Annotated in this window: 22 protein-coding genes; 20 read left to right on the top strand and 2 right to left on the bottom strand. The window is 70.4% G+C overall.

What is annotated here, in order from left to right; genetic code table 11:
* Positions 1–219: 219 nt before the first annotated feature.
* The 17 genes from ACFO0C_RS18565 to ACFO0C_RS18485 all read left to right on the top strand — a co-directional run bounded on the left by ACFO0C_RS18565 (position 220) and on the right by ACFO0C_RS18485 (position 18,693).
* Positions 220–4,542 (top strand): golvesin C-terminal-like domain-containing protein, encoded by a 4,323-nt coding sequence (locus ACFO0C_RS18565; RefSeq protein ID WP_378067909.1) that lies wholly within the window; start codon positions 220–222, stop codon positions 4,540–4,542.
* 210 nt (positions 4,543–4,752) lie between these two features.
* On the top strand, positions 4,753–5,700 hold the full coding sequence (locus tag ACFO0C_RS18560) for an LLM class flavin-dependent oxidoreductase (protein WP_378067908.1): 948 nt from the start codon (positions 4,753–4,755) through the stop codon (positions 5,698–5,700).
* Positions 5,701–5,793: 93 nt separating this feature from the next.
* The gene (gene mpaB / locus ACFO0C_RS18555; protein WP_378067907.1) at positions 5,794–6,801 is read left to right on the top strand and encodes a daptide biosynthesis RiPP recognition protein; all 1,008 of its coding nucleotides are present in this window, start codon (positions 5,794–5,796) and stop codon (positions 6,799–6,801) included.
* A complete protein-coding gene (gene mpaM / locus ACFO0C_RS18550; protein WP_378067906.1) occupies positions 6,798–7,610 on the top strand; it encodes a daptide-type RiPP biosynthesis methyltransferase in 813 nt (270 codons plus the stop codon). The genes mpaB and mpaM overlap by 4 nt, the downstream gene beginning before the upstream one ends.
* On the top strand, positions 7,607–8,857 hold the full coding sequence (mpaD, locus tag ACFO0C_RS18545) for a daptide-type RiPP biosynthesis aminotransferase (protein WP_378067905.1): 1,251 nt from the start codon (positions 7,607–7,609) through the stop codon (positions 8,855–8,857). Before mpaM ends, mpaD begins: the two co-directional genes overlap by 4 nt.
* Positions 8,854–10,029 carry a daptide-type RiPP biosynthesis dehydogenase gene (mpaC, locus tag ACFO0C_RS18540; protein ID WP_378067904.1) on the top strand — a complete coding sequence of 392 codons (1,176 nt, stop codon included), beginning with the start codon at positions 8,854–8,856 and terminating at the stop codon, positions 10,027–10,029. The genes mpaD and mpaC overlap by 4 nt, the downstream gene beginning before the upstream one ends.
* 66 nt (positions 10,030–10,095) lie before the next feature.
* Positions 10,096–10,281: a daptide-type RiPP gene (locus tag ACFO0C_RS18535; RefSeq protein WP_378067903.1), complete on the top strand. Its 186-nt coding sequence runs from the start codon at positions 10,096–10,098 to the stop codon at positions 10,279–10,281.
* A 49-nt stretch (positions 10,282–10,330) separates the two neighbouring features.
* A complete protein-coding gene (locus ACFO0C_RS18530) occupies positions 10,331–10,516 on the top strand; it encodes a daptide-type RiPP (protein WP_378067903.1) in 186 nt (61 codons plus the stop codon).
* Between the two features lie 50 nt (positions 10,517–10,566).
* Positions 10,567–10,734 (top strand): daptide-type RiPP, encoded by a 168-nt coding sequence (locus ACFO0C_RS18525; protein WP_378067902.1) that lies wholly within the window; start codon positions 10,567–10,569, stop codon positions 10,732–10,734.
* Between the two features lie 129 nt (positions 10,735–10,863).
* Complete coding sequence (locus ACFO0C_RS18520) at positions 10,864–11,046, top strand: hypothetical protein (RefSeq protein ID WP_378067901.1); 183 nt, start codon at positions 10,864–10,866, stop codon at positions 11,044–11,046.
* Entirely contained in the window at positions 11,043–11,774 is a 732-nt protein-coding gene (locus ACFO0C_RS18515; RefSeq protein ID WP_378067900.1) for an ABC transporter ATP-binding protein, read from the top strand. Before ACFO0C_RS18520 ends, ACFO0C_RS18515 begins: the two co-directional genes overlap by 4 nt.
* Positions 11,767–12,510 carry an ABC transporter permease gene (locus ACFO0C_RS18510; RefSeq protein WP_378067899.1) on the top strand — a complete coding sequence of 248 codons (744 nt, stop codon included), beginning with the start codon at positions 11,767–11,769 and terminating at the stop codon, positions 12,508–12,510. Before ACFO0C_RS18515 ends, ACFO0C_RS18510 begins: the two co-directional genes overlap by 8 nt.
* A 2-nt stretch (positions 12,511–12,512) precedes the next feature.
* Positions 12,513–14,156, top strand: a complete 1,644-nt coding sequence (gene mpaP, locus ACFO0C_RS18505; RefSeq protein ID WP_378067898.1) for a daptide biosynthesis intramembrane metalloprotease — start codon at positions 12,513–12,515, stop codon at positions 14,154–14,156.
* 36 nt (positions 14,157–14,192) lie between these two features.
* Positions 14,193–16,721, top strand: a complete 2,529-nt coding sequence (gene lanKC, locus ACFO0C_RS18500; RefSeq protein ID WP_378067897.1) for a class III lanthionine synthetase LanKC — start codon at positions 14,193–14,195, stop codon at positions 16,719–16,721.
* Positions 16,718–17,374: a GOLPH3/VPS74 family protein gene (locus tag ACFO0C_RS18495; protein WP_378067896.1), complete on the top strand. Its 657-nt coding sequence runs from the start codon at positions 16,718–16,720 to the stop codon at positions 17,372–17,374. Before lanKC ends, ACFO0C_RS18495 begins: the two co-directional genes overlap by 4 nt.
* A gap of 143 nt (positions 17,375–17,517) precedes the next feature.
* Positions 17,518–17,649, top strand: coding sequence for a hypothetical protein (locus ACFO0C_RS18490; RefSeq protein ID WP_378067895.1), 132 nt, complete (start codon positions 17,518–17,520; stop codon positions 17,647–17,649).
* Positions 17,650–17,670: 21 nt separating this feature from the next.
* Entirely contained in the window at positions 17,671–18,693 is a 1,023-nt protein-coding gene (locus tag ACFO0C_RS18485) for a hypothetical protein (protein WP_378067894.1), read from the top strand.
* A gap of 10 nt (positions 18,694–18,703) precedes the next feature.
* On the opposite strand, the gene ACFO0C_RS18480 is transcribed toward ACFO0C_RS18485, so the two are convergent.
* Positions 18,704–19,711 carry a helix-turn-helix transcriptional regulator gene (locus ACFO0C_RS18480; protein WP_378067893.1) on the bottom strand — a complete coding sequence of 336 codons (1,008 nt, stop codon included), beginning with the start codon at positions 19,709–19,711 and terminating at the stop codon, positions 18,704–18,706.
* A 749-nt stretch (positions 19,712–20,460) separates the two neighbouring features.
* On the opposite strand from ACFO0C_RS18480, the gene ACFO0C_RS18475 reads away from it, so the two are divergent.
* Both ACFO0C_RS18475 and ACFO0C_RS18470 read left to right on the top strand, forming a co-directional pair.
* A complete protein-coding gene (locus ACFO0C_RS18475; RefSeq protein ID WP_378067892.1) occupies positions 20,461–20,706 on the top strand; it encodes a hypothetical protein in 246 nt (81 codons plus the stop codon).
* 16 nt (positions 20,707–20,722) lie between these two features.
* Complete coding sequence (locus tag ACFO0C_RS18470) at positions 20,723–21,463, top strand: hypothetical protein (RefSeq protein WP_378067891.1); 741 nt, start codon at positions 20,723–20,725, stop codon at positions 21,461–21,463.
* 53 nt (positions 21,464–21,516) lie between these two features.
* On the opposite strand, the gene ACFO0C_RS18465 is transcribed toward ACFO0C_RS18470, so the two are convergent.
* On the bottom strand, positions 21,517–23,763 hold the full coding sequence (locus tag ACFO0C_RS18465; protein ID WP_378067890.1) for an Ig-like domain-containing protein: 2,247 nt from the start codon (positions 23,761–23,763) through the stop codon (positions 21,517–21,519).
* A gap of 168 nt (positions 23,764–23,931) precedes the next feature.
* Here ACFO0C_RS18465 and ACFO0C_RS18460 point away from each other — a divergent pair, with 168 nt between their 5' ends.
* Positions 23,932–25,977, top strand: a complete 2,046-nt coding sequence (locus ACFO0C_RS18460) for an Ig-like domain-containing protein (protein ID WP_378067889.1) — start codon at positions 23,932–23,934, stop codon at positions 25,975–25,977.
* Positions 25,978–26,015: the final 38 nt, after the last annotated feature.

The following is a 26,015-nucleotide window of genomic DNA, read 5'->3' as shown; positions in this document are numbered from 1 at the left end:
TCATGGACGTCCAGCGGATTTCGACGCCCCCTGCGCACAACTCTTTGTAATGCCACTCGTCCGACTTCCGGTCGGACCGGTGACGTGTGTCCCGCAGAGGCTGCGCCGAGTTCGCATTCTCACCAGAAAGTCAGCAACACCTTGATGAAACAATGGCAGACGGCAAATCGCCCGAGTCGATGGGGGGTGATCGTCGCCACTGCATCACTCTTCGGATCCTTGACGGCGGTCCCCGCTCAGGCTCAGGCTCCGACTCCCGCACCGGCGCCCCAGCCCACCGCGGAATCCACCCCGGACGACGGTGACGCCGCGGCGCTCGCCAAGTCGAAGATCCCCACCGAGCGCCGCTCCGAGCTTCTCGCCGGAAACTGGCGGAAGTCCACCGACGAGGCCTGGACCACCAGCGGCGACGAGACCGGATTCCATCTGCTGATGGCGACCGCAGCCAGCGGATACGAGTGGCGAACCGTGGCCACCCTGCGTGAACCCGGGATCGAGACCGACCGGTGGATCGGCAACGTGTGCCTCACCCAGTCGGGCCGGAAGGCGGTGGTCGTCTACGCGCCACGTGCCTTCACGAACAAGGAGCAGCTCTTCGACCGCGGCGCTTTCACCGCGGTCGTCGACACCCGGACGGGTGCGGTCACCAAGCTGCCGGTGCGCGCGTCCATCGCGTACTTCGATCCCGGCTGCGGCGCCGGTGAGCAGGCAGTGATCACGCAGGCTCGTGGCGCGGCGGATCCCGCCGGCGATCCGGCGACCCGCCTGGTCCAGGTCGACGCGGCGACCGGGAAGGTCGGTGGATTCCGGGAGTTCTCCGGTCAGGTGACTTCGGCGATCCCCGCCGCGCCGGGCACCATCGTCGCCGCCGCGGGCAAGAGCCTCATCGCGGTCGACGCCAAGGGCAAACGACGGACCCTGACCCGTACGGCGACCGTGCCCTACCGGTTGACGCTCGACTCCACCGGCGGCCTCCTCTATCTCGAGGCCGGCGGGAAGGCTTCCGCGGAGCAGACCAGCACGGTACGGCGGCTGCCCAGCGCCACCGCGGCCGGCCGCCCGACGGACGTCGCCTCGGGCCCGTTGACCCGCTTCGACCTGCGGGCCGGCACCGGACGCCGGGCGTTCATCGTCGGGCAGGTCAGCACCACGAAGGCGCTCCCGTCCGGCGTGCGGCGCGTGAACGTACCGTCGTCGTCCGAACTGTCGACGAACGGTGAGCTGGCGATCATGCACGCGGATCGCCCGGCCGTCGCCGGACCTCAGGGCCAGATGTCGAAGGCGTACGCCGACTCGATGACCGAACCCGACACGTCCGGCCCCGATGCAGCGGACCAGGTGGATCTCTCCACCAAGATCGTGACGACCGGCCGGACGACCTCGTTCGAGGTGCAGCCGGGCGTACGCCCCGCTGCGAAGATCGCCGACGGTGCCGAGGCACATCCGCTGAACGACGCCCCCGCGGCCGTCCAGCAGCGTGTCGCGGCCGCAGCGGGTTCAGCGGCGACGAACACCGTGGATGCGGAGGCATGGTGTTCGGTTCCTCGCAACGACCCGATGACTCAGGCTTACCAGCCCACCGGACGACAGGTGGAATGGGCCGCTGACCAGGCCGTCGTCGGCAACCTGACGACCAGCCGCCCGGCGAACTGGAAGGGGTCCGGCCTGCCTTCCTACAGCCCGCAGGGCCTGTTCCCGCCACTGCAACTGACCGACGGTGGCCGTGTACCGGTACAGATCTTCCTCGGCATCCTCGCCCAGGAGTCGAATCTGTGGCAGGCCTCCGGGCAGGTGCTCCCCGGCAGCACCGGCAACCCGCTGATCGGTAACTACTACGGCCGCAAGACCGCCAACGCGGACACCAGCGACGACTGGATCATCAATTTCGAGGACAGCGACTGCGGTTACGGTCTGACCCAGATCACCGACGGCATGCGCAAGGCCGAGCACCCCAAGCCCGGCGAGAAGATCCTGACGTCGACGCAGCAGCGCGCCGCCGCACTCGACTACACCGCCAACCTCGCCGGCGGCCTGCGGATCCTGCAATCAAAGTGGAACATCCTCAAGGCGAAGGGTCTGCTGCCCAAGGGCAACTTCGATCCGAAGTGGCTGGAGAGCTGGTTCATGCCGGTGTGGGCGTACAACTCGGGCCTCCAGCCCAGTGCGACCACCGGCAACACCTCCGGATGCGACCCGGGCCCGACGTGCACCGACGCGAAGGGCAATTGGGGGCTCGGCTGGGGCAACAACCCGGCGAACCCCAACTACGACCCGGGACGCAAGTTCTTCAACGCCAACCCGCGCGACGCCTCACACCCCCAGGACTGGCCGTACCCGGAGAAGGTCATCGGCTGGGCGGCCTTCTCCATCGCGACCGTCGACGGACCGGGATTCCGCCCGTCCTGGTGGATGACCGAGGCCGACCGTCTCGCCGCCAAGCCTGAGCGCAGCTGGTTCTGCATGCCGAGCGCCAACCGCTGTGACCTGTCGCAGAAGGTCAAGCCGACCGATCCGGCAGTCAGCGGAGATCCGGCCGGCCCCTGCCTCAACACCAACGCCGCCGGCCAGTACGACCTGCACTGCTGGTGGCACGAGGTCGGTCCGAGCTACCGCTCGTGCGGCCAGGTGTCCTGCGGCAACGAGCTGTTGCGCTTCGACACGACGTACCCGGAGCAGCCCGACGGCACGCACAACGAGCCCAACTGTTCCACCGCGGGACTGCCGGCCGGAGCGATGGTGATCGACAACCTGCCGGACTCGGTGCCGTCGGTGCGCCGGTTGAACAACGGATCCGTCTGCAACCGTCCCGCCTCCGCCGGCACGTTCGGCCTGCAGTTCGCCACCGACAGCAGGGGCGCCTACGTCTCCAAGGTCGACTTCCATCAGCGCGGCGCGGGCTTCGGCGGCCACATCTGGTACGGCTTCACGCATGCACCGGACGCGGACGGGCAGAAGTTCGGCGTCACGGGCACCTGGAAGCTGAACAAGAGCATCTCCGGGCCGGCGCAGATCCTGGTGCACATCCCGGACACAGGTTCGAGTGCACGGGTCCGTTACGACATCAAGACGGCGAAGGGTGTCCGGACCCGCACGATCAGCCAGGAAAGCGAGACGAACCGCTGGGTGCCGCTGGGTGCGTTCATGTTCGACGCCGCACCGGAGATCTCGCTGAGCAACCTGGTCAACGGCGGCAACGGTGACGGGGCCGTCGCCTGGGACGCGGTCGCGGTGGTGCCGATCAACGGCACCTACGTCGACCGTACGGTCGACGCCGTCGCGTTCTTCGACGAACGCCAGAACATCAACATGGGTCCGTTCGCGCCGCCGGTGAACACGCCGCTGACCTCGCACCAGACCATGCGTGACTGGGCGATGCGGATGGCCTCACCGCTGGCCGCGATCCCGTCCTGCCGGGGCGCGACCACCGCCGCCTGTATGAATCCGGCGATGGAGGCGGCCATGCAGAAGTGGTACGACACGATCGTGCAGGGTGGCACGGATCCGGCGAACTCCCCGCCGGGCACGTCGATCCCCGCCTGGCTCGGCTTCTCGAACAAGTACACCTACCGGCCGACCAGCGAGAACATGCCGGCGTACTTCATGACCGACGACGCCTCGTACAAGATTCGGGCCCAGGCTCAGGTGTCGTTCATCAAGACCGCCGACGGGAAGATCGTCTCCGGGAGCGAGAGTGTGGAGTACGACCACCGCACCGCCGACACCCACCTGCCGGCGTTCATCCTGGAGACCTTCCACGCGATCACCAAGGACTACGGCATCGCGCCGCCGGACCTCACCTACAGCCTGGCCGACCTGAACGCGCACGACGGCCTGGTCCAGACCGCCAGCCCACAGATCGACGGTGTTCTCCCCGGCCGGTCGTACGCGTACGCCGGTCACACGCCCGTGATCACCGACCTCGACGGCAACGCGACGGCCGACGGCAGCTGTGTGGCGGCGCTGTTCACCTCGGGTGGCTCGATCGGCTACCGGCCCATGCTGGGCGTCTCGTCGGTGACGAAGGGCTACGAGGCTTGGGTCCAGCGGCTCAAGAGCGACCCGCGAGTACCGACGGAGGTGCACACCCTGGCGGCGGAGATCTTCAACCTGTTCTTCAAACCCGGGGTCGACGGCTCTCTCATGGGCCAGGCGACACCGATCTGGCAGGAACTGAACTTCCGGGCATGCGCCGACGGCACCATCCGGAAGAACAGCAACCGGCCGGTCCTGCGGGCCAGCCTCATGCCCAGCCAGTACCTGTACGTCGACGGCAAGGCGATGAACGCCGACGGCGCCATGACCGGCAGTGCGAGTCCGGTGTGGACCGGCGACTTCAGCAGCTTCAGCAACTTCCCCGACCCGAACGTCGACGCTCCGCTCTGGAAGAACGGCTACGGCCCGTGCGGCCCCGCGACCGACAAGAGCGGCAACCCGTGGGACATGACCGCGGTCCCACCGGCCGACCCGAACGTCAATCCGAGAACAGCGCACTTCTGCGTGGACGCCAATCTGGCCAGCGACCCGGACTACAGCAGCCGGTAAGCGCAGGTAGGTGACCGGCCGCGTCGTCCCCTCCGGGACGGCGCGGCCTTTCCGTCTGGCCGCCCTGGTGCCGGGGAACTTGATGACATGCAATTTGATGGCGGTGCTGACATCTTTTCCGCCGCCCTCGCGTCGCCCAGTATTGGTGTCACGGCGGGCCGCACGGAACGCCGGACAACACGAAGGTGATGTCGACGAAGGGGGTGACTCATGACCGCATATTCGGTTCTCGTTCCGTTTACACCGACCCGGCCGGAACAGATTCTTCCGTTCGCCGCGACGGTGTGCCATTCCCGGGCCGACCGGTTGTGGCAGGGACAGTCCCTGCTCGTCGAGACGCACCAGGGATTCGTCTACGCGGCCGGTGCGGGATTCCGGGTGCCGGCCGGGCTGGGCGTCACGCTCACCCCGCTGCGCCACCCGTACGAGGCCGCCCTCCAGGCGCGTTCGCTGGCCCTGACCACCGGGCAGTCCGTGGTGGCGGGCTACGGCCCGGGTGCCCGGCCGTTCCAGGCCGGCCTGCTCGGCGAGCCGTACCGCAGCCCGCTGGCCGCCACCCGGGATTACCTGACCGCGGTCCGGGCGCTGCTCGACGGCGAGACGGCCGGTCACCAGGGCGGGGAGTCAGCGCTGGCGCCCTTTCCGGCACCCCGTGTGGACGTCGGCGTCGGTGTGCTGCGCCCCAGGATGGCCGCCCTGGCCGGGGAGGTCGCCGACGTCGCGATCACCTGGCTGACGCCGGCCGGCTATCTCCGTGACACGGTGCTGCCGGCGATGAGCCGCGGCGCCGCGACGGCCGGCCGCCCACGACCCCGGCTGACGGCCATGGTCCCGCTGGCGCTGACCGGCCCGGACCGCGACCCGGCCCGCCTGGCCCTGGCCAGCAACGCCGCCCATCTGCGGATGCCGCACTACCAGGACATGCTTCGCCGGTCCGGGATCGACGTCACCGGTGCCGAGACCGACGCGAAGGCACTGGTCGAGGGACGGGCCTTCCTCTTCGGGGACGTCGCCGAGATCGTCCAGCAGGTCCACGAGTACCGCGACGCCGGTGTCGACGAAGTCGTCCTCAACCTCACCGGAGTGGCCGCCCTCCATGGACTGCGCGCCGCACTGACCGAGACGAGAACGGTGCTGGACGCGCTCACCGGCAACTGAACATCTGCATTACCGACCATTACTGACCGGCGGATGAACCGTCGGCGATGAATTGCGCCCTCTTTTCGACGCCGGGCAGCAAAGGGGAAGAAAGTGATCTCGAAAAAGCGTCACCTGATGCTGTGGGGCACCGCCGGACTGCGATACGGCAGTGACGCCGAGCTTCCGGGCACCGCGCGGATCGTCCTGGCGGACGCCGCTCATCTCGCCGCGGTCCGTGCGGCCGGCCTGGTCGGTCCGCACACCGTCGTCTTCGTCCCGGGCGATCCGGACGAGGACACCGGCCCGCAGGTCGTCAACTATGGCGGGTCGCTGAGCGAGGCCGGTGCCGAAGCCGTCCTGGACGAGGCGTTCTACCTGCAGATCCAGAGCTACGGCCTGAGCGAGTACATGTCCGTGGCCGGTCCGACGATGATCCGGATCGCCGACGAGTCCGACTTCGAGGTCTTCCTGCACGACGCCGACCGGGCTCTGGCCACCGGCGAGTTCCCGGACTTCCTCACCAATCCGATCATCCAGCTCGCCGACCTGCCCGGTCTCGGCGCGACCGGCCTGGCCGACGGCCCGCGACAGCGGCTGTACGTCGCCGCGGACGGCACGGTGTCCGTCTCTCCCGGCGGGTCGCCGCTGGGCAGGCTCGGTGACCCGCTCACCCGGCTCGAAGCCGCCTTCGCCGAGACCGGAGTGTCGTGCCTGGGCGCCGCGGTGCCGGAGGACGTACGGCGGAACGCCCTGGCCGACCGTCCCTGGCTGGGCCGATACCTGGCCGCCGTGGACGCGATCCGTGCGATGCGGGCCCGTGGCGTGTCGCCGGTACGCGTGTCCGGCTTCGGTGGCCGGCTCCTGCCGTCCATGGACGGGGTGGCCGACCGGACCGATCCGGACCTGCCACTGGTGCTGTGGACGGCCACGTCCGCCTATGTGCACTCGCCGTTGACCGGCCGTACCTTCGCGGTCGGCCACTCCGCCGCCCAGACCGTCGAGGCGTTCGTCGCCTGCGGCAGTGTCACGGAGGCGGCCGGGCATGTCGGCCGCGAGCGGGTGGACCGGATCATCGCCGACTTCGACGGCGTGGGCGTCCTCACGGCGGTGGCTCGATGAGCACGCGGACCCTGGTTCCCGGCCTGGCCGGCGCACGCCTGGAACGGCTCGGCGACCGTGCCGTGCTCGGCGATCTCTACGACGACCGCGGTGCCCCCGTCTACGACGACGTGGCCGGGCGCGGCACCCACGAGGTGCGCGAACTCGTCGCCATGGTGCGGCGTGCACCGGGCCCGATCCTCGAACTGGCCGCCGGGTCGGGACGGCTCACGCTGCCCCTGCTCACCCTCGGCCGGCAACTGACCGCGCTCGAACTCTCCGCCAGCATGCTGCGCCGGCTCGATGACCGGCTGGCGACCGTTCCGGCCCGGCTCCGGGACCTCTGCATCCCGGTGCGGGCCGACATGAGCGACTTCGCGCTGGACCGGCGGTTCGGTGTGATCGTGCTGGGCACGACCTCCATCTCTCTGCTGGACCGGGCCGGGCGTACCGGCCTCTACCGGGCCGTCCGCCGCCATCTGGCGCCCGGTGGCCGGTTCGTCCTCTCCACAGTCGACCTCGACGGCACCGGCCCGGACCCGATCGAGAGCCGGATCGAGGTGGTCGCCGCCCCGGACCGGGTCTACGACCTGTACGAGCACTGGGTCCCGGTGTCCGGGCTCCGCACGGTGACGGTCTTCCCGGCCGAGTCGGTGCAGCCCGCCACCGGCCCGGTGACCGTGTGCACCACCAGCATCGGCGTGCTGTCCGCCGACCGGATCACCGCCGAACTGGCCGAGGAGGGCATCGGCGTGATCACCCGTCAGGTTCTGCCGGCGCCCGGGGAACGGCACAGCGATGTGCTGCTGGAGACGGCGGTGCGGTCATGACCGCGCTGTGGCCCTCCCTGCTCGCCCCCGGGATGCAGGGTCGTGACGAGCTCTGCGCGGTCTCGGCCGACGGCGTGCGAGTGCGTTTCGCCGACGGCCGCGAGCTGCTCGACGCCTCCAGCGGTCTGTGGAACACCAACCTCGGCTACGGCAACCGGGCCATCGCCCGGGCCGCCGCCGAAGCCCTGGAGAAGGCGTCCTACCTGAGCGTCTTCCGGTACGAGAACGTCTACGCCCGTCAGGCGGCGCAAGCCCTGGTGGAGGTGTGCGGAGCCGACCACTACGGCCGGGTCCTGTTCTCCACCTCCGGCGGTGCCGCCAACGACATGGTCATGAAGCTGGCACGGCAGTACCACGCGATCCGCGGTGCCGGACGGCGCAAGCTGATCGTCGGGCTGCGCGGCGGCTACCACGGTCTGACCTTCGGCGGTTTCGCGCTGACCGGCGAGGACCTCGGGCAGCAGGTGTACGGCGTGGACCAGCGTCTCGTACGCCACGTCGCCCCGAACGATCCGGCCGAGATCGCCGCGCTGCTGCGACGGCAGGGTGACCAGGTCGCCGCGGTCGTGGTCGAGCCGGTGCTCGGCACCGGCGCGGTGCCCCTCACCGACGAGTACCTGTCGGCCCTGCTGGAGTTACGTGACGAGTACGGCTTCCTGCTTGTCGCCGACGAGGTGGCGACGGGCTTCGGGCGTACCGGGACATATTTCGCCTCGCAGACCTGGCGCCGGCCGCCGGACCTGCTGATCGCCTCGAAGGGCCTGACCAACGGCACCAGCGCCGCCGCGGCGGTGGTCGTCTCCCGACCGGTCGCCGCGACGTTCCACGACGCCGGGGCCGTGCTCAGTCACGCCGAGACCCAGGCCGGGACACCCGTCGCCTGCGCCACGATCCTCGCAACCATCAGCGAGATGCGGCGGCTGGAAGCGGTCGCCCGGGCGAGCCGGCTGTCCGCACTGCTCGACATCGAGCTGGACACGCTGGTGGCGGAACATCCGCTGGTGGACGCCACCACCGGGGCCGGCTGCTTCCGTTCGGTCCGCCTGGTCGCGTCCTTCCCGCAGGCACACGTCCCGCAACTGACCGCGGCGATCCGCGCGGCCGGCGCCATCGTTCACCCCGGGCTCAACGGCATCCAGCTCATCCCGGCGCTCACCTACACCCGTGCGGAACTCGACGAGTTGATGACCGCGATCCGGGCCGGGCTGGACGCCTACTCGACGGCGCACCAGGAGATCCCCGCATGATCACCGCCACCACCGGCACGAGGCCGGTGCTGCACGGCCTCCACCGGCTCGGTGGCTGGCTCGACGATCGATCGGTACGCGACACGACACTGCTCATCGACGCCGGTATCGCCGGCGGGCCGATAGCGGCCGAGGTCGCGGAGCAATTGTCGGCCACGGGCCGCCGGGTGCACCGGGTGACGCTGCCGGACGGCGGTGACATCGACAGTGTGCTGGCGCTCGGCAGCCGGCTGCGACACACCGGCCTGGTGGTCGGAGTGGGCGGCGGATCCTTGCTCGACCAGGCCAAACTGGCCGCGTTGGTGGCCGCCGACCCGAAGGTGGCCGCCCGGCTGACCGTCCCCCAGCGCAGCGGACTGACCGTCCTGCCGTTCGAGGAGGGACACAGCATCCCCGTCGTGGCGGTACCCACGACGGTGGGGACGGGCGCCGAGGTCAGCGCCGTCGCCTGCCTGCGCTACACCGACGCCAAACGCCTGGTGATCAGCCCGGCGCTCCGTCCGGCAGCGGCCGTCCTGGACCCGCTCGCCACCACCGGCCTGCCGTCGCACCTGCTCGCCGAGGGAGTGCTGGAGGCACTCTTCCGGGCGGTCAGTCCCTACGTCGGCGACCACCGGGATCTCCCGGAGGCGGACGCCGCGTCGGAGGTATTGGCCGCGCAACTGGTGCGGCTGGGCGACCGGGTGACCGGTGACCTGGCCGCCGGCCGGGCCGCCACCGACGCCGACCGGCAGCGGATCGCGGTGCTCAGCGGCTGGGGCCACTCCCCGGACCTGCAGCGCGGGCGTGACCCGTACGCGGTCAAGGGCTGGCTCGTCGCCAACGAGCTGTCCTCGGCACTGGGCATCCGCAAGATGACCGCCGTCGCGGCGACCCTGCCACGGCTGTGGCGGGCGATCGGTGCGGGCGAGACGCGGCTGGGTTCCGCGACACGTCTGGACCGGATGTGGACCGTCGTGCGCTCGGCGAGCTGCCACGACCTGCCTCTCGACCCGGCGGACGGTGTCACCGCGCTCATCGGCCGGTGGCGCATCGCCCACGCGATCGAGGCCGACGACACCCTGCTGGCCACGGTGGCGCGGCAGACCGTACGCCGCTGGGGAGCGGGCCTGCCGATGCTGGGCGGCCTCGGTGCCGCCGAACTCCGGGCACTGCTGCCGACACCGGCCTGAAGCTTCCGCCCCGCCGGTCGACGGCGGAGGCGGCGGATCCAACGAACATCCACAAAGGAGCACCGCATGTCCGACATCGAGAACGTCGAGCACAACGACACCGTCACCCCCGACCTGGAGCTGGGCCTCCAGGAGCTCGAGGCCATGGAGGCCCCGGGCTGGTGGACCGCCGCCGGCGTCAGCGCGGGCGTCGTCGTCACCTCGGCGGCCGGCTACGGCGGCTACATCGCCTCCGTCGCCATCCTCACCTGATCCACCCTTCCGTCCCGTCCTGATCCACCTCTCACCCAAGGAGCACCGCATGTCCGACATCGAGAACGTCGAGCACAACGACACCGTCACCCCCGACCTGGAGCTGGGCCTCCAGGAGCTCGAGGCCATGGAGGCCCCGGGCTGGTGGACCGCCGCCGGCGTCAGCGCGGGCGTCGTCGTCACCTCGGCGGCCGGCTACGGCGGCTACATCGCCTCCGTCGCGATCCTCACCTGATCCACCCCGCACCTCTCGTCACCCCTTTCTGATTCATGAAGGAGCACCACATGCAGGACGAACTGACCTCGGCCGTCGAGCCGCAGGACGCCGGCGCCGACCTGGAGCTGGGAATGCAGGAGCTCGAGGAGATGGAGGCCCCCGGCTTCTGGAGCGGCTTCAAGACCGGCATCCCGATCAGCACCGCGGTGATCGCCAGCGCCGCCATCGCCACCTGATCCGCTTTCCGGGTCGATTCCTCGGGCGCGAATGACGGCGCCTGAGCGCAGTCCGCTGTCGGTTCCGCGGCGGTGATCCCACCGCTGCGGAACCGGCGCCCGGCCGCTCAACCAGTAAGGAGACCAACCGTGAGCAAGAACTCCACGACCAGCACCTCGAACCTGGTCATCCTGTGCGCCTTCCTCGCCCTGGCGATCGCCCTGGTCGCCGCCAACGTCACCGGCCCGCTCCTGATCGCCGGAACGGTGGTGCTTTTCGTGGCACTGCTCGTCACCGCGGTACGGGTCTGGACCCGGACGGTGCGGCGATGAGCGCGGCGCCGGCCGTCAGCTTCCGCGGCGTCGGCAAACGTTTCGGCGGCCGGACCGTCGTCGACGACCTGACCTTCGACGTGCGGCCGGGCCGCATCGTCGGGTTGCTCGGCCGTAACGGGGCCGGCAAGACCACCTCGCTGCGCATGCTCGTCGGCCTGACCCGCCCGAGCGCCGGCGAGGCTCTCGTCTTCGGGCACCGCTACGCCGATCTGCCCGACGCCGGCCGGCGCATCGGCGTCAGCATGGACGGCATCGGCCCGCTACCCGGCGCCAGTGCCCGCCGTGAGCTGCGGATCTGGGCGAGCAGCCTGGGTCTGCCGGCGAGCCGGGCCGACGAGGTCCTGGAGATCGTCGGGCTGTCCGAGCACGCCGGCCGTAAGGCCAAGGGTTACTCCACCGGCATGCGCCAGCGCCTCTCGCTGGCGACCGCTCTGCTCGCCGACCCGGACCTGCTCATCCTCGACGAACCCGCCAACGGCCTCGACCCGGACGGCATCCGCTGGCTGCGCGACCTGCTGCGGGGCCTGGCCGACCGCGGCCGCACCGTGGTGGTCTCCAGCCACCTGCTCGCCGAGCTCGAACAGACGGTGGACGACATCGTGATCCTGCAGCAGTCGCTGCGCTTCTCGGGCTCCCTGGCGGAGCTGACCGGTGGAGGGACGGAACGCCTCGAGGATCGCTTCTTCGAGCTGGCCGGCTCCGGAGTTGGGGGAACCCATGTCTGATTCGTTGCGCGCCGAATGGCTGAAGGTCTGGACCGGCCGTAGCTGGCTGCTGCTGACCGCCATCGGCGCCCTGATGAGCCTCACCACCACCCTCGGGTACGCGACCGACGGTGCCGAGCAGATCACCGGCGGGCTGACCACTGCCGCGGCGGTGACCGACGAGGGCGTACGCGCCTGGATGATGATGTTCCTGTTCTCGTCGCTGTTCGGAGCGGTGTCGGTCACCCGGGAGTACGCCTCCGGCGCGATCGGCCGGTCGGTGCTGCTCGGCGGCGGCCGCAACCGCCTGTTCTCCGCCAAGATCCTGGTCGCCGCCGCGATGGGAGCGATCTCCGGCGCGCTCGCCGTGGCCCTCGGCGCGATCTCGACCTGGGGCGCCACGGCTTCGGCCGGAGTGCCGTTCACCTGGACCTCGGAGACCACCCTGGTCGCCGCCGGGGTCTTCGCGGTGACGGTGGCCGCGGCGCCGTGGGGCGTGCTGGTCGGCTGGCTGATCCGCAATCAGATCGGCGCCGTCGTCACATTGATGGGCCTCACCCTCGTCGTCGATCCGGCGTTGCAGAGGCTGGTGCCCGACGCGGCGAAGTTCCTGCTCACCATCGCGATGAGCTCGGTCTACCGGGACGGCAAGCCGGAGCTGCTCACGGTGCCGCTGGCGTGTCTGGTGATCGCCGCCTGGCTCGGCGCCGCCGGTCTGCTGGCCCGTAAGGCACTGCTGTCCCGGGACGTGCTGTAGCCATGTCCGCGAAGACGCTCACCCCGATCGACCCGGACCGGCTGACGGTTCCACGGATCGCCGACGACGTCGTGGTGCACGAGCCGGCCGGCCTGGGCGAACCCTGGGTGATCCAGCGTGGCGAGCACCGCCACTTCCGGGTGCAACGTGACCTCGCCCAGCTCATCCAGGCGATCGACGGCAACCGGGACCACGACCAGCTGGTCGCCGAGCTCGGCCCGCCGTGGACCACCGGAGCCGTCGGAACCGCGGTCCGGACCCTGGCCGGCAGCTCCCTGCTCGACGACGGCACCGTAACCGCCCGGCGACGGCGCGGCACCTGGGTCCGGTTCGTCCCCCCGCTGACCTTCCAGTTCACGGTCCTGCGGCCGGAACGCCTGCTCGCCCGGCTGCGCCCGGTGATCAGGTTGATCGCGGGCCGGGCCGGCACCGCGGTCGCGGGTCTCGTCGCCGCCGGTGGCCTGCTGGCTCTCGCCCTGCTCTCGCCCCAGGTCAGCGTGGCCCTCGGTAGCCCACTGCCACTTCCGGCGTACCTCGGGCTGGCCCTGGCCGTGCTGCTCACGACGGCGGTCCACGAACTCGGGCACGGCGCCGTGCTCACCTATTACGGCGGCCGGCCGACCCGCATGGGATTCATGCTGTTCTACCTGTCCCCCGCCTTCTTCTGTGACGTCTCGGACGGCTGGCGACTGCCGAAGAACCGCCAGCGGGTCCGGGTGGCGCTGGCCGGCATCGCGACCCAGGTCGTCGTCGCCGGAGCGGCCGCACTGAGCGCCCTGTTCGTCACCGAGCCGAGCGTGCGTTCCGGTCTGCTGATCTTCGCGGTCACCACGTACGTCTCCGGCGTGCTCAACCTGGCGCCGTTCGTGAAGCTCGACGGCTACATCGCGCTGATGAGCCACCTGGACGTCCCACACCTGCGGGACCGGGCCATGACCGACGCGCGACGGTGGCTGGCACGGCGGCTCTTCGGCGGCACCTACGGGCGTGAGCTGCCCGAACTGCGCTGGTCCGTGGCGTACGGCCTGGCCTGCATGACTTTCCCGCTCTACATCATCGCCGGCGCGATGGCGCTGTGGGTGGACACCCTCCAGCGGCTGGGTGGCGCGGGAGCGGCGCTGGCCCTGACAGCCGTCGGCTATCTGCTGCACCTGGCCGGCCGCGGGCTGGTCCGCATGGTGCGCGAGGCACGGGCGGCGGGCGCCGCGCGGGGCCGGATCACCGCCGCGCTGACGTTGTTCGCCGCGGGTGTGGTGGCCACGCTGGCGTTCCTGCCGATCGCGTACAACGTGGCCGGTGGTTTCGTCACCCGCCCGTCCGGCCAGGTGGAGCTGGTGCTGCCGACCTCGGTCGACCGCGCCGACATCCGCCCGGGTACGCCCGTCACCCTCTACCGCGCCGGTGTGGTGGTGCAGACCGAGGTGGCGTCGACCGCCCTCGGTTCCGTCCCGCTCGCCGCGGACACCGCCTCGATCTCGGTGTTCCTGCCGATCCGGACCGACCGCTTCGAGGTGCCGGTCCTGACCGCCGCCCTGCCCGGGGTCACGACGGACGAGCCCGTCGGGACGGCCCGGCTGCACGCCGGTGACGTCCCCCTCGGTGAATGGCTGTACCGCAAGTTCGCCGAGCCGCTGTGGCGCTGGTGAGCCGGCCCTCCTTCGAACCCGGATTGGATTGACACGATGGATCTGCGACATCTCGCCTACTGCCGGGCGGACAGCCCGTTCTACGAGCCGCCGGGCGTCTACACGAGTACCGGCTTCGCTCTGGCCGACGCCCCGCTGCCGGCGGGCTGGACGCGGACACTCAACGCCGAGTGGGTGATCCTCTCCCCGCCCGACGTGCTGCTGGCCGACCAGGGCTGGAAGGTGCACGTCTCCGGCACTCTCGACAACGCCGCCCGGATCCTCGACGTCGTCGCCGGGTACTGCACGGCCAACGGGATCTGGTTCAAGTTCCTGAAGAGCCCGGAGACCCTCCAGCAGCGCAACAGCAAGTACGGCGACCGGGGCAGCAGCGGCAAGTTCATCACCGTCTACCCGGCTGACGACCGGCACCTCGCCACGATCCTGAGCGAGCTCGGTGACCTGCTGGAGGGTGAGGAGGGTCCGTACATCCTCAGCGACCTGCGCTGGCGGTCCGGCCCGCTCTACGTCCGGTACGGCGCCTTCGTGGCCGAACTGGTCCGTACCGAATCGGGTGAATCGGTCCTCTGCCTGCGGGACCCCGACGGTCACCTGGTGCCGGACGTACGCGGTCCCGGTTTTCGCCCGCCGCCCTGGGTGACGCTGCCCGAGGTGCTGGCCGAAGCGGTCCGGGCCCGTCGCGGTGGCACCCTGGGTGACTTCCCGTTCCGGGCCGACAAGGCGCTCCACTTCTCCAACGGCGGTGGCGTCTACCGGGCCACCGACACCCGGGACGGCACCGAGGTGCTGCTCAAGGAGGCCCGTCCGATGGCCGGGCTGGACGAGACCGGCCGGGACGCGGTCGCCCGCCTGGGCCGGGAGCACTGGGCTCTGGCCCATCTGGCCGGGATCCCCGAGATCCCGCGTGTGGTGGACTTCCGCCGGGGCCGCGAGCACTACTTCCTGGCTCGGGAGTTCGTCGCCGGCGAGCCGCTGGCCAAGGAGATCCACGTCCGGAACCCGCTGGTCACCGAGGACGCCTCGCCGGAGGCCTTCGCCGGGTACCGGGACTGGGCGCTGGCCGTCCTGGACCGGATCGACAGCGGGTTGCGAGCCATGCACGAGCGCGGGGTGGTCTTCGGCGACCTGCATCCGAACAACATCCTGATCCGCCCGGACGGCTCGGTGGGCTTCATCGATCTGGAGACGGCGACTCCGATCGAGGAGCGGGCCGCGCAGGTCATCGGAGCACCGGGCTTCCGTGCCCCGGCCGGGGTCGTCGGGAGCGACGCCGACCGGTACGCCATGGGCTGCCTGCGGCTGGGCGTCTTCGTCCCGTTGACGGTCACCGTCGGCTGGGGTGCGTACAAGGTGGAGGAACTGCTCGCCCTGGTCACCGAGACGTTCGGGGTGCCGGAGTCGTTCGCCGACCAGGTCCGCGCCGACCTGGGCACGACACCTCCCGAGGAGGCGGTGGCCGTGGCCGAGCCGGTCGCCGGTGGTCTGGAGGCCGGCATCCTGGCGGTCGCGACGCCGGGCCACGCCGACCGGCTGTTCCCCGGCGACATCGACCAGTACCTGACGCCGGGTGGCGGGCTGTCCTTCGCGTACGGCGCGGCCGGTGTCCTGTGGGCGCTCGCGCTGGCCGGCGCCGACGTTCCCGGCGAGCATCTCGACTGGCTCACCGAACGGGCTCTGACCTGGGACGACGTCCGGCCGGGTTTCTACGACGGGCTGAGCGGGGTGGCGTACGCCGTGGACCGGCTCGGCCGCCCGGACACCGCCCGCGAGTTGTTCGACCGTGCGCTCCGCCTGCCCGCCGACTCCTCGCACGGCACCGTCCTGGACGGCTCCGCCGGGATCGGCCTGACCGCCCTGCATTTCGCCACCAAGACCGACGATCAAGACCTTCTGGGGTACGCCTACCGCCTCGCCGACCAGTTGGTGGAACGCTCCACCGGCCGGTCCCGTCCCGGCCTGCTGCACGGTTCGGCCGGTGACGCCCTCTTCCTGCTGCGCCTGTACGAGCTCGACGGCGACGAGCAGCTGCTGCGGGCCGCCGGGCGAGCGGCACGGGCCGCTCTGTCCGAGGCCGGCTGGAACAGCGGCACCGAGCCGGCCGAGGCGGTCTGGCGGGTGCCGTCGCTGTCCTCCGGTGGCGCCGGCCTGGCCATGGTCCTGCACGACCTCGCCGGTCACACCGACGACCCAGACCTGATCGACGCCCGCGACACCCTCCGCGGAACCTTCCACGCGCACTTCATGGCCAATGCCGGGCTGTTCCGGGGCCGGGCCGGCGTCATCGTGGCACTGCAGCACCTCCACGACGGCACGGACGAGACGACGCGGGCCCTGCACCGGCATCTGCGCTGCTTCCAGTGGCACACGGTCGGTTATGAGGGCCGTCCGCATCTGCTCGGCGAGCACGGGCTCCGGCTCTCCACCGATCTCGCGACCGGCACCGCAGGCGCACTGGTCGCCGCCGGCTCGGTCGCTCAGGGCCGTACCCTGCTGCCCTTCATGTCGTCCCCGGCTCCCCGGCCGCAGGCGCCGGTGCTGGCTACGGTCGGAGGGTGGAATCGATGAACCTTCTCGACGATCTCGTCCTGCTCGCCTACGACGACGAGGGCGGCACCTGGACGATCGGCGACTACCTGGACTACGGCGTCGCGGCGGCCGCGCTGCTCGAACTGACCCGGGCCGGCCGGCTCGGGTTCGCCGCGGGCACGCTCACCGTCACCGACGGCACGCCCACCGGCGACCCGGTTCTCGACGACGTGCTCGGCCGGATCGCCGCCGAACCCGGCCGGCGGGCCCCCAGTGCCTGGATTCCGGTGCTGTCCCGCGGCGCCCGGCAGCCGATCCTGGACCGCATGGTGGCCGCCGGGATGCTCGGCGAGGAGCGGAGCCGGGTGCTGGGTGTCTTCTCGCGGACGCACTACCCGGCGATCGGCGCGACCCCCGCACTGCGGGCCGGCCTGCGGCACCGGTTGCGCGCCGCGGTGGACGGCACCGAGGAGGCCGTCCCGGGCACCGCGGCACTGTGCGCCCTGGCCGGTGCGCTCGGCTGGCACCGGCAGCTCTTCCCGGACCTACCGCCGTCTATTGTGGAGGCTCGTCTCCGCGAGATCGGCTCCGGCCAGTGGGCCGGCACGGCCGCCGGTGAGGCGCTGACCGAGGTGCGCCTGGCGGTCATGGTCGCGTTGACCGCGGTCGCCGTCGCCACCGGGGCGGACTGAGCACCGGATGAGCCAGCACTGCCAGGAAGGTGCCATGCAGCTTCTGCCGCCCGTGTGGATCTTCCGCTGCTCCCACCGGATGAGAAGACTGAGCACAGCAGATTCCACGGGGGAGTCCGCAAGGTTCAGGAATCGAGTCACTCGTGAAGAAGATCGCGCTTGTCGCCCTGTTGTTCCTACTGCCGCTGTCGGCGTCGTCCCTGCACGGGACCGCGGACCGGGCCGGGAAGCCGGCCGTTCACACGGGGCACCTCAACTCCACCGCCTGGGACTGATGCACACGGGGCCGGCGGGCCGTGCCCGCTGACGACGTGCCGTTGGCCGTCGGCGACGCGTTCGCCGTCGTCGGGCCGGTCGGCGGCCGCGGGCTGACGCACCGCGAGCTGGTCAGGCGGGTGAACACCTGGGGCTCGCCGGCCGCGCCGGCACCGCCGGCGGCGGTCCCGGATCTGCGGGAGACCGCGGACTGGTGCGCACAGGCCCCGCCCGGCTCGGCGGCCCTGGTCCACCGGGTCACCGGTGAGGTCGACCGGCTGTCCGGGCTCGGTCCCGGCCGGACCAGGTGGAGCGGCATCCGCACCCTGCCCGAGGTCTCGGCCCGGCGGCTCGGCCGGGATGACGACCTGCACCACCTGTTCCACCCGTGGACCGGTCCGCTGCGGAAACCGGTGATCGGCCCGGCGGTGCGCGGCGTCACCGTCGCGTCCTGCCTGGTCCGGGCCACCCCGGCCGGCGCCGACGCGATCGGATGGGCGTCCCGCTCCTCCGGGTCGGTGCGTCACGCCGTACTGGAAGGCCTGCGTCTTCTGGCCTCGGCCGGTTTCCCCGGAAGCGGACCAGCCGGCGTCGAGTGTGCCGGGGCCGCCGGGGTCTCCGAGTCGCACTGGCTCATCGACGGCACCCTGGCGCTGCTCACCCGTCATGCCCGCAGCCTCGGTCCGGTACCGGCTCCCGATCTCGGCGAGCCGGCCGTCGCCGTCCTGCACGCGGTACCCGGGCTGCCCGGCGCCTGGCGCTTCGCCGAGGTCGTCGCGACCGGATCGGGTGTCCGGCTGGCCGCCGCCTGGGGGCGGGACGGGGCGGAGGCGATCGACCACGCCGTCGGCGTTCCGCGGTGCGCCGCCGGCACCGCGTCCCGGCCGGCGGCCGACCCGATGCTCCGTGGCCTCAGCGCCGGCGAACGCGAGAACCTGGTGGGCGACCTGCTGCGGTACGGCGACCGGCTGGGCGTGCGGACGATGGGCGTACGCGTGGCCGCCGACGCCTTGCAGGGCGCTCAGCCGGTGGCGTGGGGGCCGGTCTGGTTCCGCCGGACCTGACGTCGTCGTCTCAGGGCGGGTCGAGCATGCCGTTGCGGGCCAGCAGCACTCCGGCCTGAAACCTGCTGGTCGCCTGCAACTCGTCGAGGATCTCGGCGATGTGCCGGCGGCAGGTGCGCACCGAGATGCTGAGCCGTCGCGCGATGAAGTCGTCCTTCGCCCCCGCCGCCAGCAGCCGGATCACGGCCCGTTTGAGTTCGTCACCGGCCATGCCGTACCCGACGGCCGCGACCTCCTCATTGGCCAGTGGGACCGCCAGCGACCAGACCCGTTCGAGTGCCCGGTACAGGTGGTCGACGATCGACGGCTCGCGGATCACGACGGCACCCTCGCTGCCCATCCGGTTCGGGATGACCGCCACGTCCCGGTCGAAGATGACGATCCGGTCGGGGATCTCGTCGGCCGTCCGCACCTGGCAACCGGCGTCGGTCAGGACGCCCAGCGATTCACGCATCCGCGGGTTGACCCGCACCGGATGCTGGTACATCGCCCGCATCCGGACGCCGCGCCCGAGCAGGTCGAGGTCCTGGTTCTGGGAGCTGGCGATCGCGGCCTCGGACAGCACACCCGGGTGGGCGCTGAAGATCTCCACCGAACACTGCCGGGAGATGTCGCTCAACAGCACCCGGACCTGCGCCACGTCGGCCACCACGTCGATCGCCTTCTGGCGGTTCCGGTCCTGCCGGCTCTCGTGGTAGACGGCGCTGAGCGAGGTGAGCTGGAAACGCAGATCCGCGGCCCGCCGCTCCTGCTCCTTGATCGCGATCTCGATCGGGTTCACCAGGTCGGCGATCGCGGAGTCGGGGCCGCAGGGCAGCAGCTCACCCGGCTGCTGGGGCGACTCGCGCAGCAGCCGCAGTTCGATCAGCGCGGTCAGCTGCTCGCGCACCACCTCGGGCGGCAGACCGGAGTCGACGGCGATCCGCGCGGAGTCCTCTTCGGACGCGTTTCCGGAGCGCAGAATCCATTCATAGACAGTCGCCAGCGCCGATGAATTCGTGGTTGTCTCGTCGGCCAATCGCCAGCACCTGTTTCCCTACCGCACCCCGTGAGCACCTGCAATCCCCCATTGAAAACCCTTCGTGCACGTCAGAGCACATGAGGGTGACGTGGATCATTCACGAAAGGCCCTGCGGGGCGCGCCGCGATATGTAAGGAACATTTCTTATCCGGACGCGGCGGGACCCTGTTTCTACAGGTCACGGCCTCTTCCCTGGATCATGGATACGCGGGGGTCGGCACGCGGTCGTGCCGACCCCCGGCGCACATCGGTGAGGGCGACTGCCGGTCGCGAGGCGGCGGACCCTCGTGTCTGCTCGGGGCCACCCAGACACCGCGTCGTCACCCCGACAGCGACCGGTTCTGTCACAAGATGCCGGAAACGGCCGCCTTGTTACAGCAAACTCCGTTCCACCGAGTTGCGCAACCGGCCGGGGACGTTGCCGAGCAAAAGAGTGACCGGAATCGGAAACCGCTGGTCATCGAATTCTTCTCACAGTGATCCGTCAGTGCGGCGAAACGGTGAACAATTAGTGCCCGGCCGAGACCGTCACGAATGCGATCGGCGATGCCACACTGCTTGAGGAACCGGCGGCCCGAGAATCCCTTCGCGCGAAAGGGAAACGGATTCACTTCCCTCTCGGTGCTGACGGAGGCCACCCTGCGCCTCGTTCTGTGGCGCAACGCCGCGTTAGCGAAGATCCATTACCCCGGGGTGCGGATCGCCGGCAGTGATGCCGGAACCGCATCGAAGTAACAGGAGAAGACATGTCGAACATGATCTGGTGCTGGTTACACGGAGTGCTGAAACGGCTGCGCCCACGGCGCGTCGTCGTCATCGTCCTCTACGTCGTCGTGCTGGCGTACCCGCTGGTTCTGTGGCAACTGTGTGGCATCCCCGCCGAGATCATCGTCGTGTCGGTGCCCCCGGTCATCGCGCTCACCGCCGAGTTGAGCCGCCGGACCGCCCGCCTATCCGACACAGCTGCATCCACGTGCCCGGTCTGCGCTTGATGAGGCCGTACGAACAATGGGACGCAATGACAAACGCATCGCCGACGACGCACCCGCCCGGGAACTCGGCGCCTTCCTGCGGAGCCTGCGCCGGGACAGCGGCCTGACCTTCCGCAAGATCGGTAAAGCGGGATTCGTCTGCCCGTCGTCGCTGTCGCAGAATTGTGACGGCCGACTACGGCACTGGCCGTCGACGCAGACCTGGTTACAGGCGTTCTACCAGGCCACGCGGCACCACGGGATCGCGATGGAGTTGCCGGCCGAGACCGCCGAGCACTTCGCCCGGCATCTGTGGCGGATCGCCAACGCCCGCCAGCAGCAGGGACCACACAGGCCGGTCGAAGCCGCCGGCACCGGCAACGACGGCGCCCGGTCCTATCGGGCCGAGTACCGGCCGGCGGAGGAGAGCAACACGATCGCCAACCGGGTGCTGCACGGGGCACCGCTGCGCGCCAGAAGTCTGTCCAACAGCAAGCAGTCGCGCGGCAGGTCACATCCGGAGGCCGCCGGGTTCCATGTGGTGCCGCTGGACCCGCGAGGCTGTCAGCGGTGCGACCGTGAGGCGGTGGCCCAAGGGGTCGTCGAGCAGTTCGACCTGTTGCGGCTGTTGTCCGGGCCGCCGACGGCACCGGACGCCGCCGCCGCTCAGCCCGGCCGAACCGCCGCGACGGTCTATCACGTCCTGACCCGCAGCGACCCGGTCGACCGGGACTTCCTGGTACGGATCCTGCTCAACTGGCTACAGGACGAATCGTGACCGCGAGCGGTGCCCGTCCGGCGTACACCTGGACGGGCACCGCTCGTCGTCGATCAGCGGCGGTAGCTCAGCTTGCCCGAGTACCGGACGTTCCCCGCCTTGTCGTAGGCGCGCAGCTGGACCGTGAACTTCTTGCCGTACTTCTTCGGGTTCAGTGTGAAGCTGTAGGCGGCCTTCGCGTCGGTGGCCACCACCTTGCCGTTGACCAGCAGCTGCACCTTGGCCACACCGTTCCGGTCGCTCGCCGACGCCTTGAACGTCACCTTCCCGGTCAGCTTCGACCTGTTCTTCGGCGCCTTGGTGACCTTGAACGTGGGGGCGGTGTTGTCGACGATCACGGTCCGCGTGGCACTCGCCGAGTTGCCCAGCCTGTCGACGGCCACCCAGGTGATCGTCTTGGTGCCGTCCTTGCCGGCCGACACCCGCACCGACGTCGCCGAGCCGCTCCGGCCGGCCAGGTTGGTGACCGCGACGCCGCGCGGGTCGGCGGCCTTGACCGAGGTGACGTAGGACGTACCCCGGATCAGCGCCCGGTGACCCGGAGTGATGACCATCGTGGGGGCGGCCTTGTCGATGTTCACGAGGAACGACCGGGACGACGTGTTGCCGGCCGCGTCCCAGGCCTGGAGCCGCACGGTCGCGGTGGAGGCGGCGAAGGTGCGCGCGTCCCAGGAGAACGTCGAGGCAGTCGACCGGAGCACACCGTCGACGGCCCACTCGGTCCGCACGATCGCCGACTCGTCCTGGATCGTCGGCTTCAGGACGCTGACGCCGCCGATCCAGCCGGTGCCGGTGTCGAGCCGGTTCGTCGAGTACGCGCCGACGAAGTCCACCTGCGCGATGACCGGCGGAGTGCCGTCCACCGGAGGCTCGGTCACGGTGTAGCCGGTCTCCAGGGTGGTGGTGTTGCCGGCGAGATCGCGGAGGACGAACCTCGGTGAGGTGGCGCCCTTGACCGCGTTCCAGGTGTGGCTCCAGGGGGCGCCGTCCAGCGAGGTCCGGATGTCCCCCTCGAACGCGTCGACGCGCCAGACGTCGGCGGCGACGCCGGTCAGCGTGATCGTGACCGGTCCGGCCGGCACCGCCGATCCAGCCGCCGGCGTGAGGGTCGCGCTGGGCAGCACGTTGTCGACGCGCACCTTGGCCGACTTCTCTGCCTGGTTGCCGGCGGCGTCGGTGGCACGCACCGTGACGGTGGCGACGGTGTTGTCGGGCAGGCTCGCCAGCGACACCCTGCAGCCGCCGGTCAGGGTGCAGGCCGCCTCGACGATGCCGTTGACGGTCGCCCGCAGCTCGGTGACCCCGACGTTGTCGGCGGCGGCCGGGTAGAAGACGAGATCAGCGGGGACCCGCTGATCGGCGAGAAGGCCGGTGCCCACGATCACCGGCGGGAGCCGGTCGACGTCGCCCGTGGCCGGGTTGGCAGCCAGCAGCGCCGTGTCGTTCGACCTGTTCAGGTCACTGGGCCGGCCGCACTCGCACGGCGGGTTGACCTGGACCGTACCCAGGGCGTCGGTGACGACCTCGTCGATCCGCAAGGTGAACGTCCAGGTCGACGTCGTGCCGGTCTTGAAGACATACGGCGAGCCCACCGCACAGACATAGCGGGACGCGTCGTCCCCGCGGTGGCACCCCGGAGCGCTGACGAACGACGTGCCGGCCGGCAGCACCACCTCGACCTCGGCGGGTGTCTCACCGGAACGTCCGTGGTTCACCGTCGCCGGGCCGTCGTTGCGCACACCCACCGTGGCCTGCACCACGTCACCGACCGCGCCGGAGATCTGGTCACCGATCGCGACGAGGTCCGAGCCGTTCGCACCGGTCACCGTGACGTCGACGATCTGGACCGAGCGCTCCTCGTCCGTCGGCAGCGGATCGTCGGCCCGCAGCCGGAGCGGATCACCCACTCCGGGAGTGCCCCGGCCGTGGGCGGCGAGCTCACCGGCGGTCAGCCACTCGAACTCACCGAAGATCCCACCCGGAGCGGTGGTGTCCTGCCGGACCTTGTACGGCAGGTCGATCCGGTAGCTCCTACCCGGCTCCAGCGTCTCGCTGAAGGCGCAGAGTCGCGCCCTTCCGTTGCTGTAGTCGCAGTTGGAGAACTGTTCGGAGGGCTCGAAGCCCCAGTCGGTGTACAGCACCACACCGACACCGGTCAATGGTGCGGTGCCGGTGTTGGTGACCGACAGGTTGACGTCGAAGTCAGCGCCCACCGCCGCGCTGATTCGTGGAACGGCACCGCCGAGCAGGACGGGGCCGGCGGCCGCGACGGCCGGAGCGGCCAGCACGGCGGAAGCCATGGCAGCGGTCGTCCCGGCCACGGCCCAGCGAAGAAGGGAATGCGTCAACGGAATCCTCACGTGTGACGAGAATGATCAATTGCCCGCATCGTACGAGGTGAATGCCACATCGGACAGCGCCCACTCCTGTCGATCCCTAAGATGCCGGGTACACGGGAGGAAAATTTCATGCACAAAACCATGGCGCGGCGCCTGCTCGCCGCCCTGGCCGTCATCACCGCACCACTCGCCCTGGCCGCCCCCGCGCGGGCCGACGAGAGCATGCCCCTGAACGCGGGCGCGACACTGAAGGTCAGCGCCACACCGGGCGGCCTCTTCACGGCGCCGTTGTCGGTCACCTACACCGGCACCAGGGCGCTCGAGGGCGTCGCTGTCTCGTTCAACGGGATCGACGGTTTCGCAACCGAGAGCCGGTACAAGAACTGCACCTACGGCGTCTACGGAGACGTGAAGGGGTGCGTCTTCGACCGGACCCTGGAGCCGGGCCGGTCGTACCGGGTGGATCTGCCGCTCCGCGCCCCGGCCGACGTCTACGCGCCGAGCGCCATCAGGACCCAGTTCGTCTGGGAGAAGAAGGCGTTTTACCGCCCGTACGGCACGCCCGGTGACGCCGCGCCCATCGCGCTGCTCGACGACGTGACGCCGGAGACGGTGGACCACTACCCCTGGCAGTTCGTGGACCTCGCGATCACCGGCCGGCAGAGCGCTGACCTCGTCGCCACCGGCAGCAAGGTGTACGGCGCGGCCGGCGACGTGGTCCAGGTCAAAGCGACGGTGCGCAACGACGGTCCGGCCACGCTCAACTGGATCGCCACCGGCGTGCCGCACGGACTGGTGGTCGTCACGATCCCGCCGGGCACGTCGGTGCAGAGCGCCCCGTCGAGGTGTGCGCCCGCCACGGACGCGCAGCGGACCCGCACCGACGCTGTGCAGTACGCGTGTGTGCTCGACGGGACTCTCAAGATCGGCGAGTTCTACACCATGAACCTGCCGTTCAACCTGCGGATCGATCGGGTCGTCCAGGACGCGACCGGCATGATCGAGGTGAACCCGGCGTGCACGTGCGAGCGCTTCGCCGACGACCTCGACAGGTCCAACGACACCGCGCCGCTGATCCTCAACCCGTCACCGACCGCCCCGGGCGGCACCGACACCAACCCGCCGGTCGTCACCTCGACCGGGATCACCGAGGGCCGGCTGCTCGGCTGGTACCAGGACGTCACCCCGGCCTGGTCCGACGACGTCGCGGTGACGAAGGTGCAGGTGCTGGTGGACGGCACGGTCACCAGGACCTACGAGAGCCCGCTGCCCCGCGAGGTCCGCGTCGTGCTGCCGACGTCGGTGGACGGGCAGGAGCCGCGGATCACCATCCGCGCCTTCGACGCGGCCGGCAACACCGGAGAGAAGACCACGCGGGTACGAGCGGACGTGCTCCTGCCCGAAGCGACGCTCACCCCGGCGTTCGGGTCGCGCCTCCACGGCGTGGTCACGTTCCAGCCCACGAAGGTCTCCAGCGACACCGCACGCATCGAACTGCTCGACGCCCGCGGGCAGATCCTCGCCCGCAGCACCGCGGCGCCGTGGACGATGACCTGGGACACCCGCGGCCTCAACGGCACACAGTCCCTGGCGATGCGTGTCTTCGACCACGCCGGGAACGGCGACTACGACTCCGGCACCTACGACGTCGACAACGCCGGCCCCGCAGTCGGCTCCATCACCCCCGGTAACCGGGCTTTGGTGCGCGGCAGTGTCCGTACCACCGCGAAGGCCTCGGACCCGAGCGGCATCAGCTCGGTGCGGGTCACCGGAGGCAAGGCCACGAGCTCGCTGTGGGCCTGGACGAAGGTTCTGAAGGCGCAGGGCGACCACACCATCGAATGGGTCGTGACCGACAGCCTGGGCAACACCACGATCGCCCGTCGCGTCGTCGTCAACGACACCGTCGCGCCGGCGCTCAAGCTCACGAAGGCGCCGAAGAACAACGCGAAGCTGACGAAGAACGCGACGCTGGCCGCCTCCGCAAGCGACCGGAACGGCATCGCGAAGGTGCAGCTGCTGGTCAACGGCAAGGTGGTCGCCACCGACACGAAGGCCGGCTACACCTTCACCCTGAACCCGAAGAAATACGGCAAGAAGTTCATGGTCCAGCTCCGCGCGTACGACAAGGCGGGCAACGTGAAGACGCTCGCCAAGCGCACGTACCGCCGCTGATTCGCGGGTGACATCGGCGGCCCGTACGCCGCCGATGT

It is taken from the genome of Actinoplanes subglobosus (genome assembly GCF_042650585.1).
Taxonomy (GTDB): domain Bacteria; phylum Actinomycetota; class Actinomycetes; order Mycobacteriales; family Micromonosporaceae; genus Actinoplanes; species Actinoplanes subglobosus.
Note: the sequence above shows the minus strand (reverse complement) of the source record. Positions and strands in the feature narration are given on the sequence as shown.

What these genes read in the sequence shown, in the direction of transcription:
- mpaP (WP_378067898.1), top strand. Translation starts at nt 12,513, where the DNA reads ATGTCCGCGAAGACGCTCACCCCGATCGACCCGGACCGGCTGACGGTT.
- ACFO0C_RS18475 (WP_378067892.1), top strand. Translation starts at nt 20,461, where the DNA reads ATGTCGAACATGATCTGGTGCTGGTTACACGGAGTGCTGAAACGGCTG.
- ACFO0C_RS18515 (WP_378067900.1), top strand. Translation starts at nt 11,043, where the DNA reads ATGAGCGCGGCGCCGGCCGTCAGCTTCCGCGGCGTCGGCAAACGTTTC.
- mpaC (WP_378067904.1), top strand. Translation starts at nt 8,854, where the DNA reads ATGATCACCGCCACCACCGGCACGAGGCCGGTGCTGCACGGCCTCCAC.
- ACFO0C_RS18460 (WP_378067889.1), top strand. Translation starts at nt 23,932, where the DNA reads ATGCACAAAACCATGGCGCGGCGCCTGCTCGCCGCCCTGGCCGTCATC.
- ACFO0C_RS18510 (WP_378067899.1), top strand. Translation starts at nt 11,767, where the DNA reads ATGTCTGATTCGTTGCGCGCCGAATGGCTGAAGGTCTGGACCGGCCGT.
- ACFO0C_RS18560 (WP_378067908.1), top strand. Translation starts at nt 4,753, where the DNA reads ATGACCGCATATTCGGTTCTCGTTCCGTTTACACCGACCCGGCCGGAA.
- mpaM (WP_378067906.1), top strand. Translation starts at nt 6,798, where the DNA reads ATGAGCACGCGGACCCTGGTTCCCGGCCTGGCCGGCGCACGCCTGGAA.
- ACFO0C_RS18530 (WP_378067903.1), top strand. Translation starts at nt 10,331, where the DNA reads ATGTCCGACATCGAGAACGTCGAGCACAACGACACCGTCACCCCCGAC.
- ACFO0C_RS18535 (WP_378067903.1), top strand. Translation starts at nt 10,096, where the DNA reads ATGTCCGACATCGAGAACGTCGAGCACAACGACACCGTCACCCCCGAC.
- ACFO0C_RS18495 (WP_378067896.1), top strand. Translation starts at nt 16,718, where the DNA reads ATGAACCTTCTCGACGATCTCGTCCTGCTCGCCTACGACGACGAGGGC.
- lanKC (WP_378067897.1), top strand. Translation starts at nt 14,193, where the DNA reads ATGGATCTGCGACATCTCGCCTACTGCCGGGCGGACAGCCCGTTCTAC.
- ACFO0C_RS18470 (WP_378067891.1), top strand. Translation starts at nt 20,723, where the DNA reads ATGGGACGCAATGACAAACGCATCGCCGACGACGCACCCGCCCGGGAA.
- ACFO0C_RS18525 (WP_378067902.1), top strand. Translation starts at nt 10,567, where the DNA reads ATGCAGGACGAACTGACCTCGGCCGTCGAGCCGCAGGACGCCGGCGCC.
- mpaD (WP_378067905.1), top strand. Translation starts at nt 7,607, where the DNA reads ATGACCGCGCTGTGGCCCTCCCTGCTCGCCCCCGGGATGCAGGGTCGT.
- ACFO0C_RS18465 (WP_378067890.1), bottom strand. Translation starts at nt 23,763, where the DNA reads ATGGCTTCCGCCGTGCTGGCCGCTCCGGCCGTCGCGGCCGCCGGCCCC.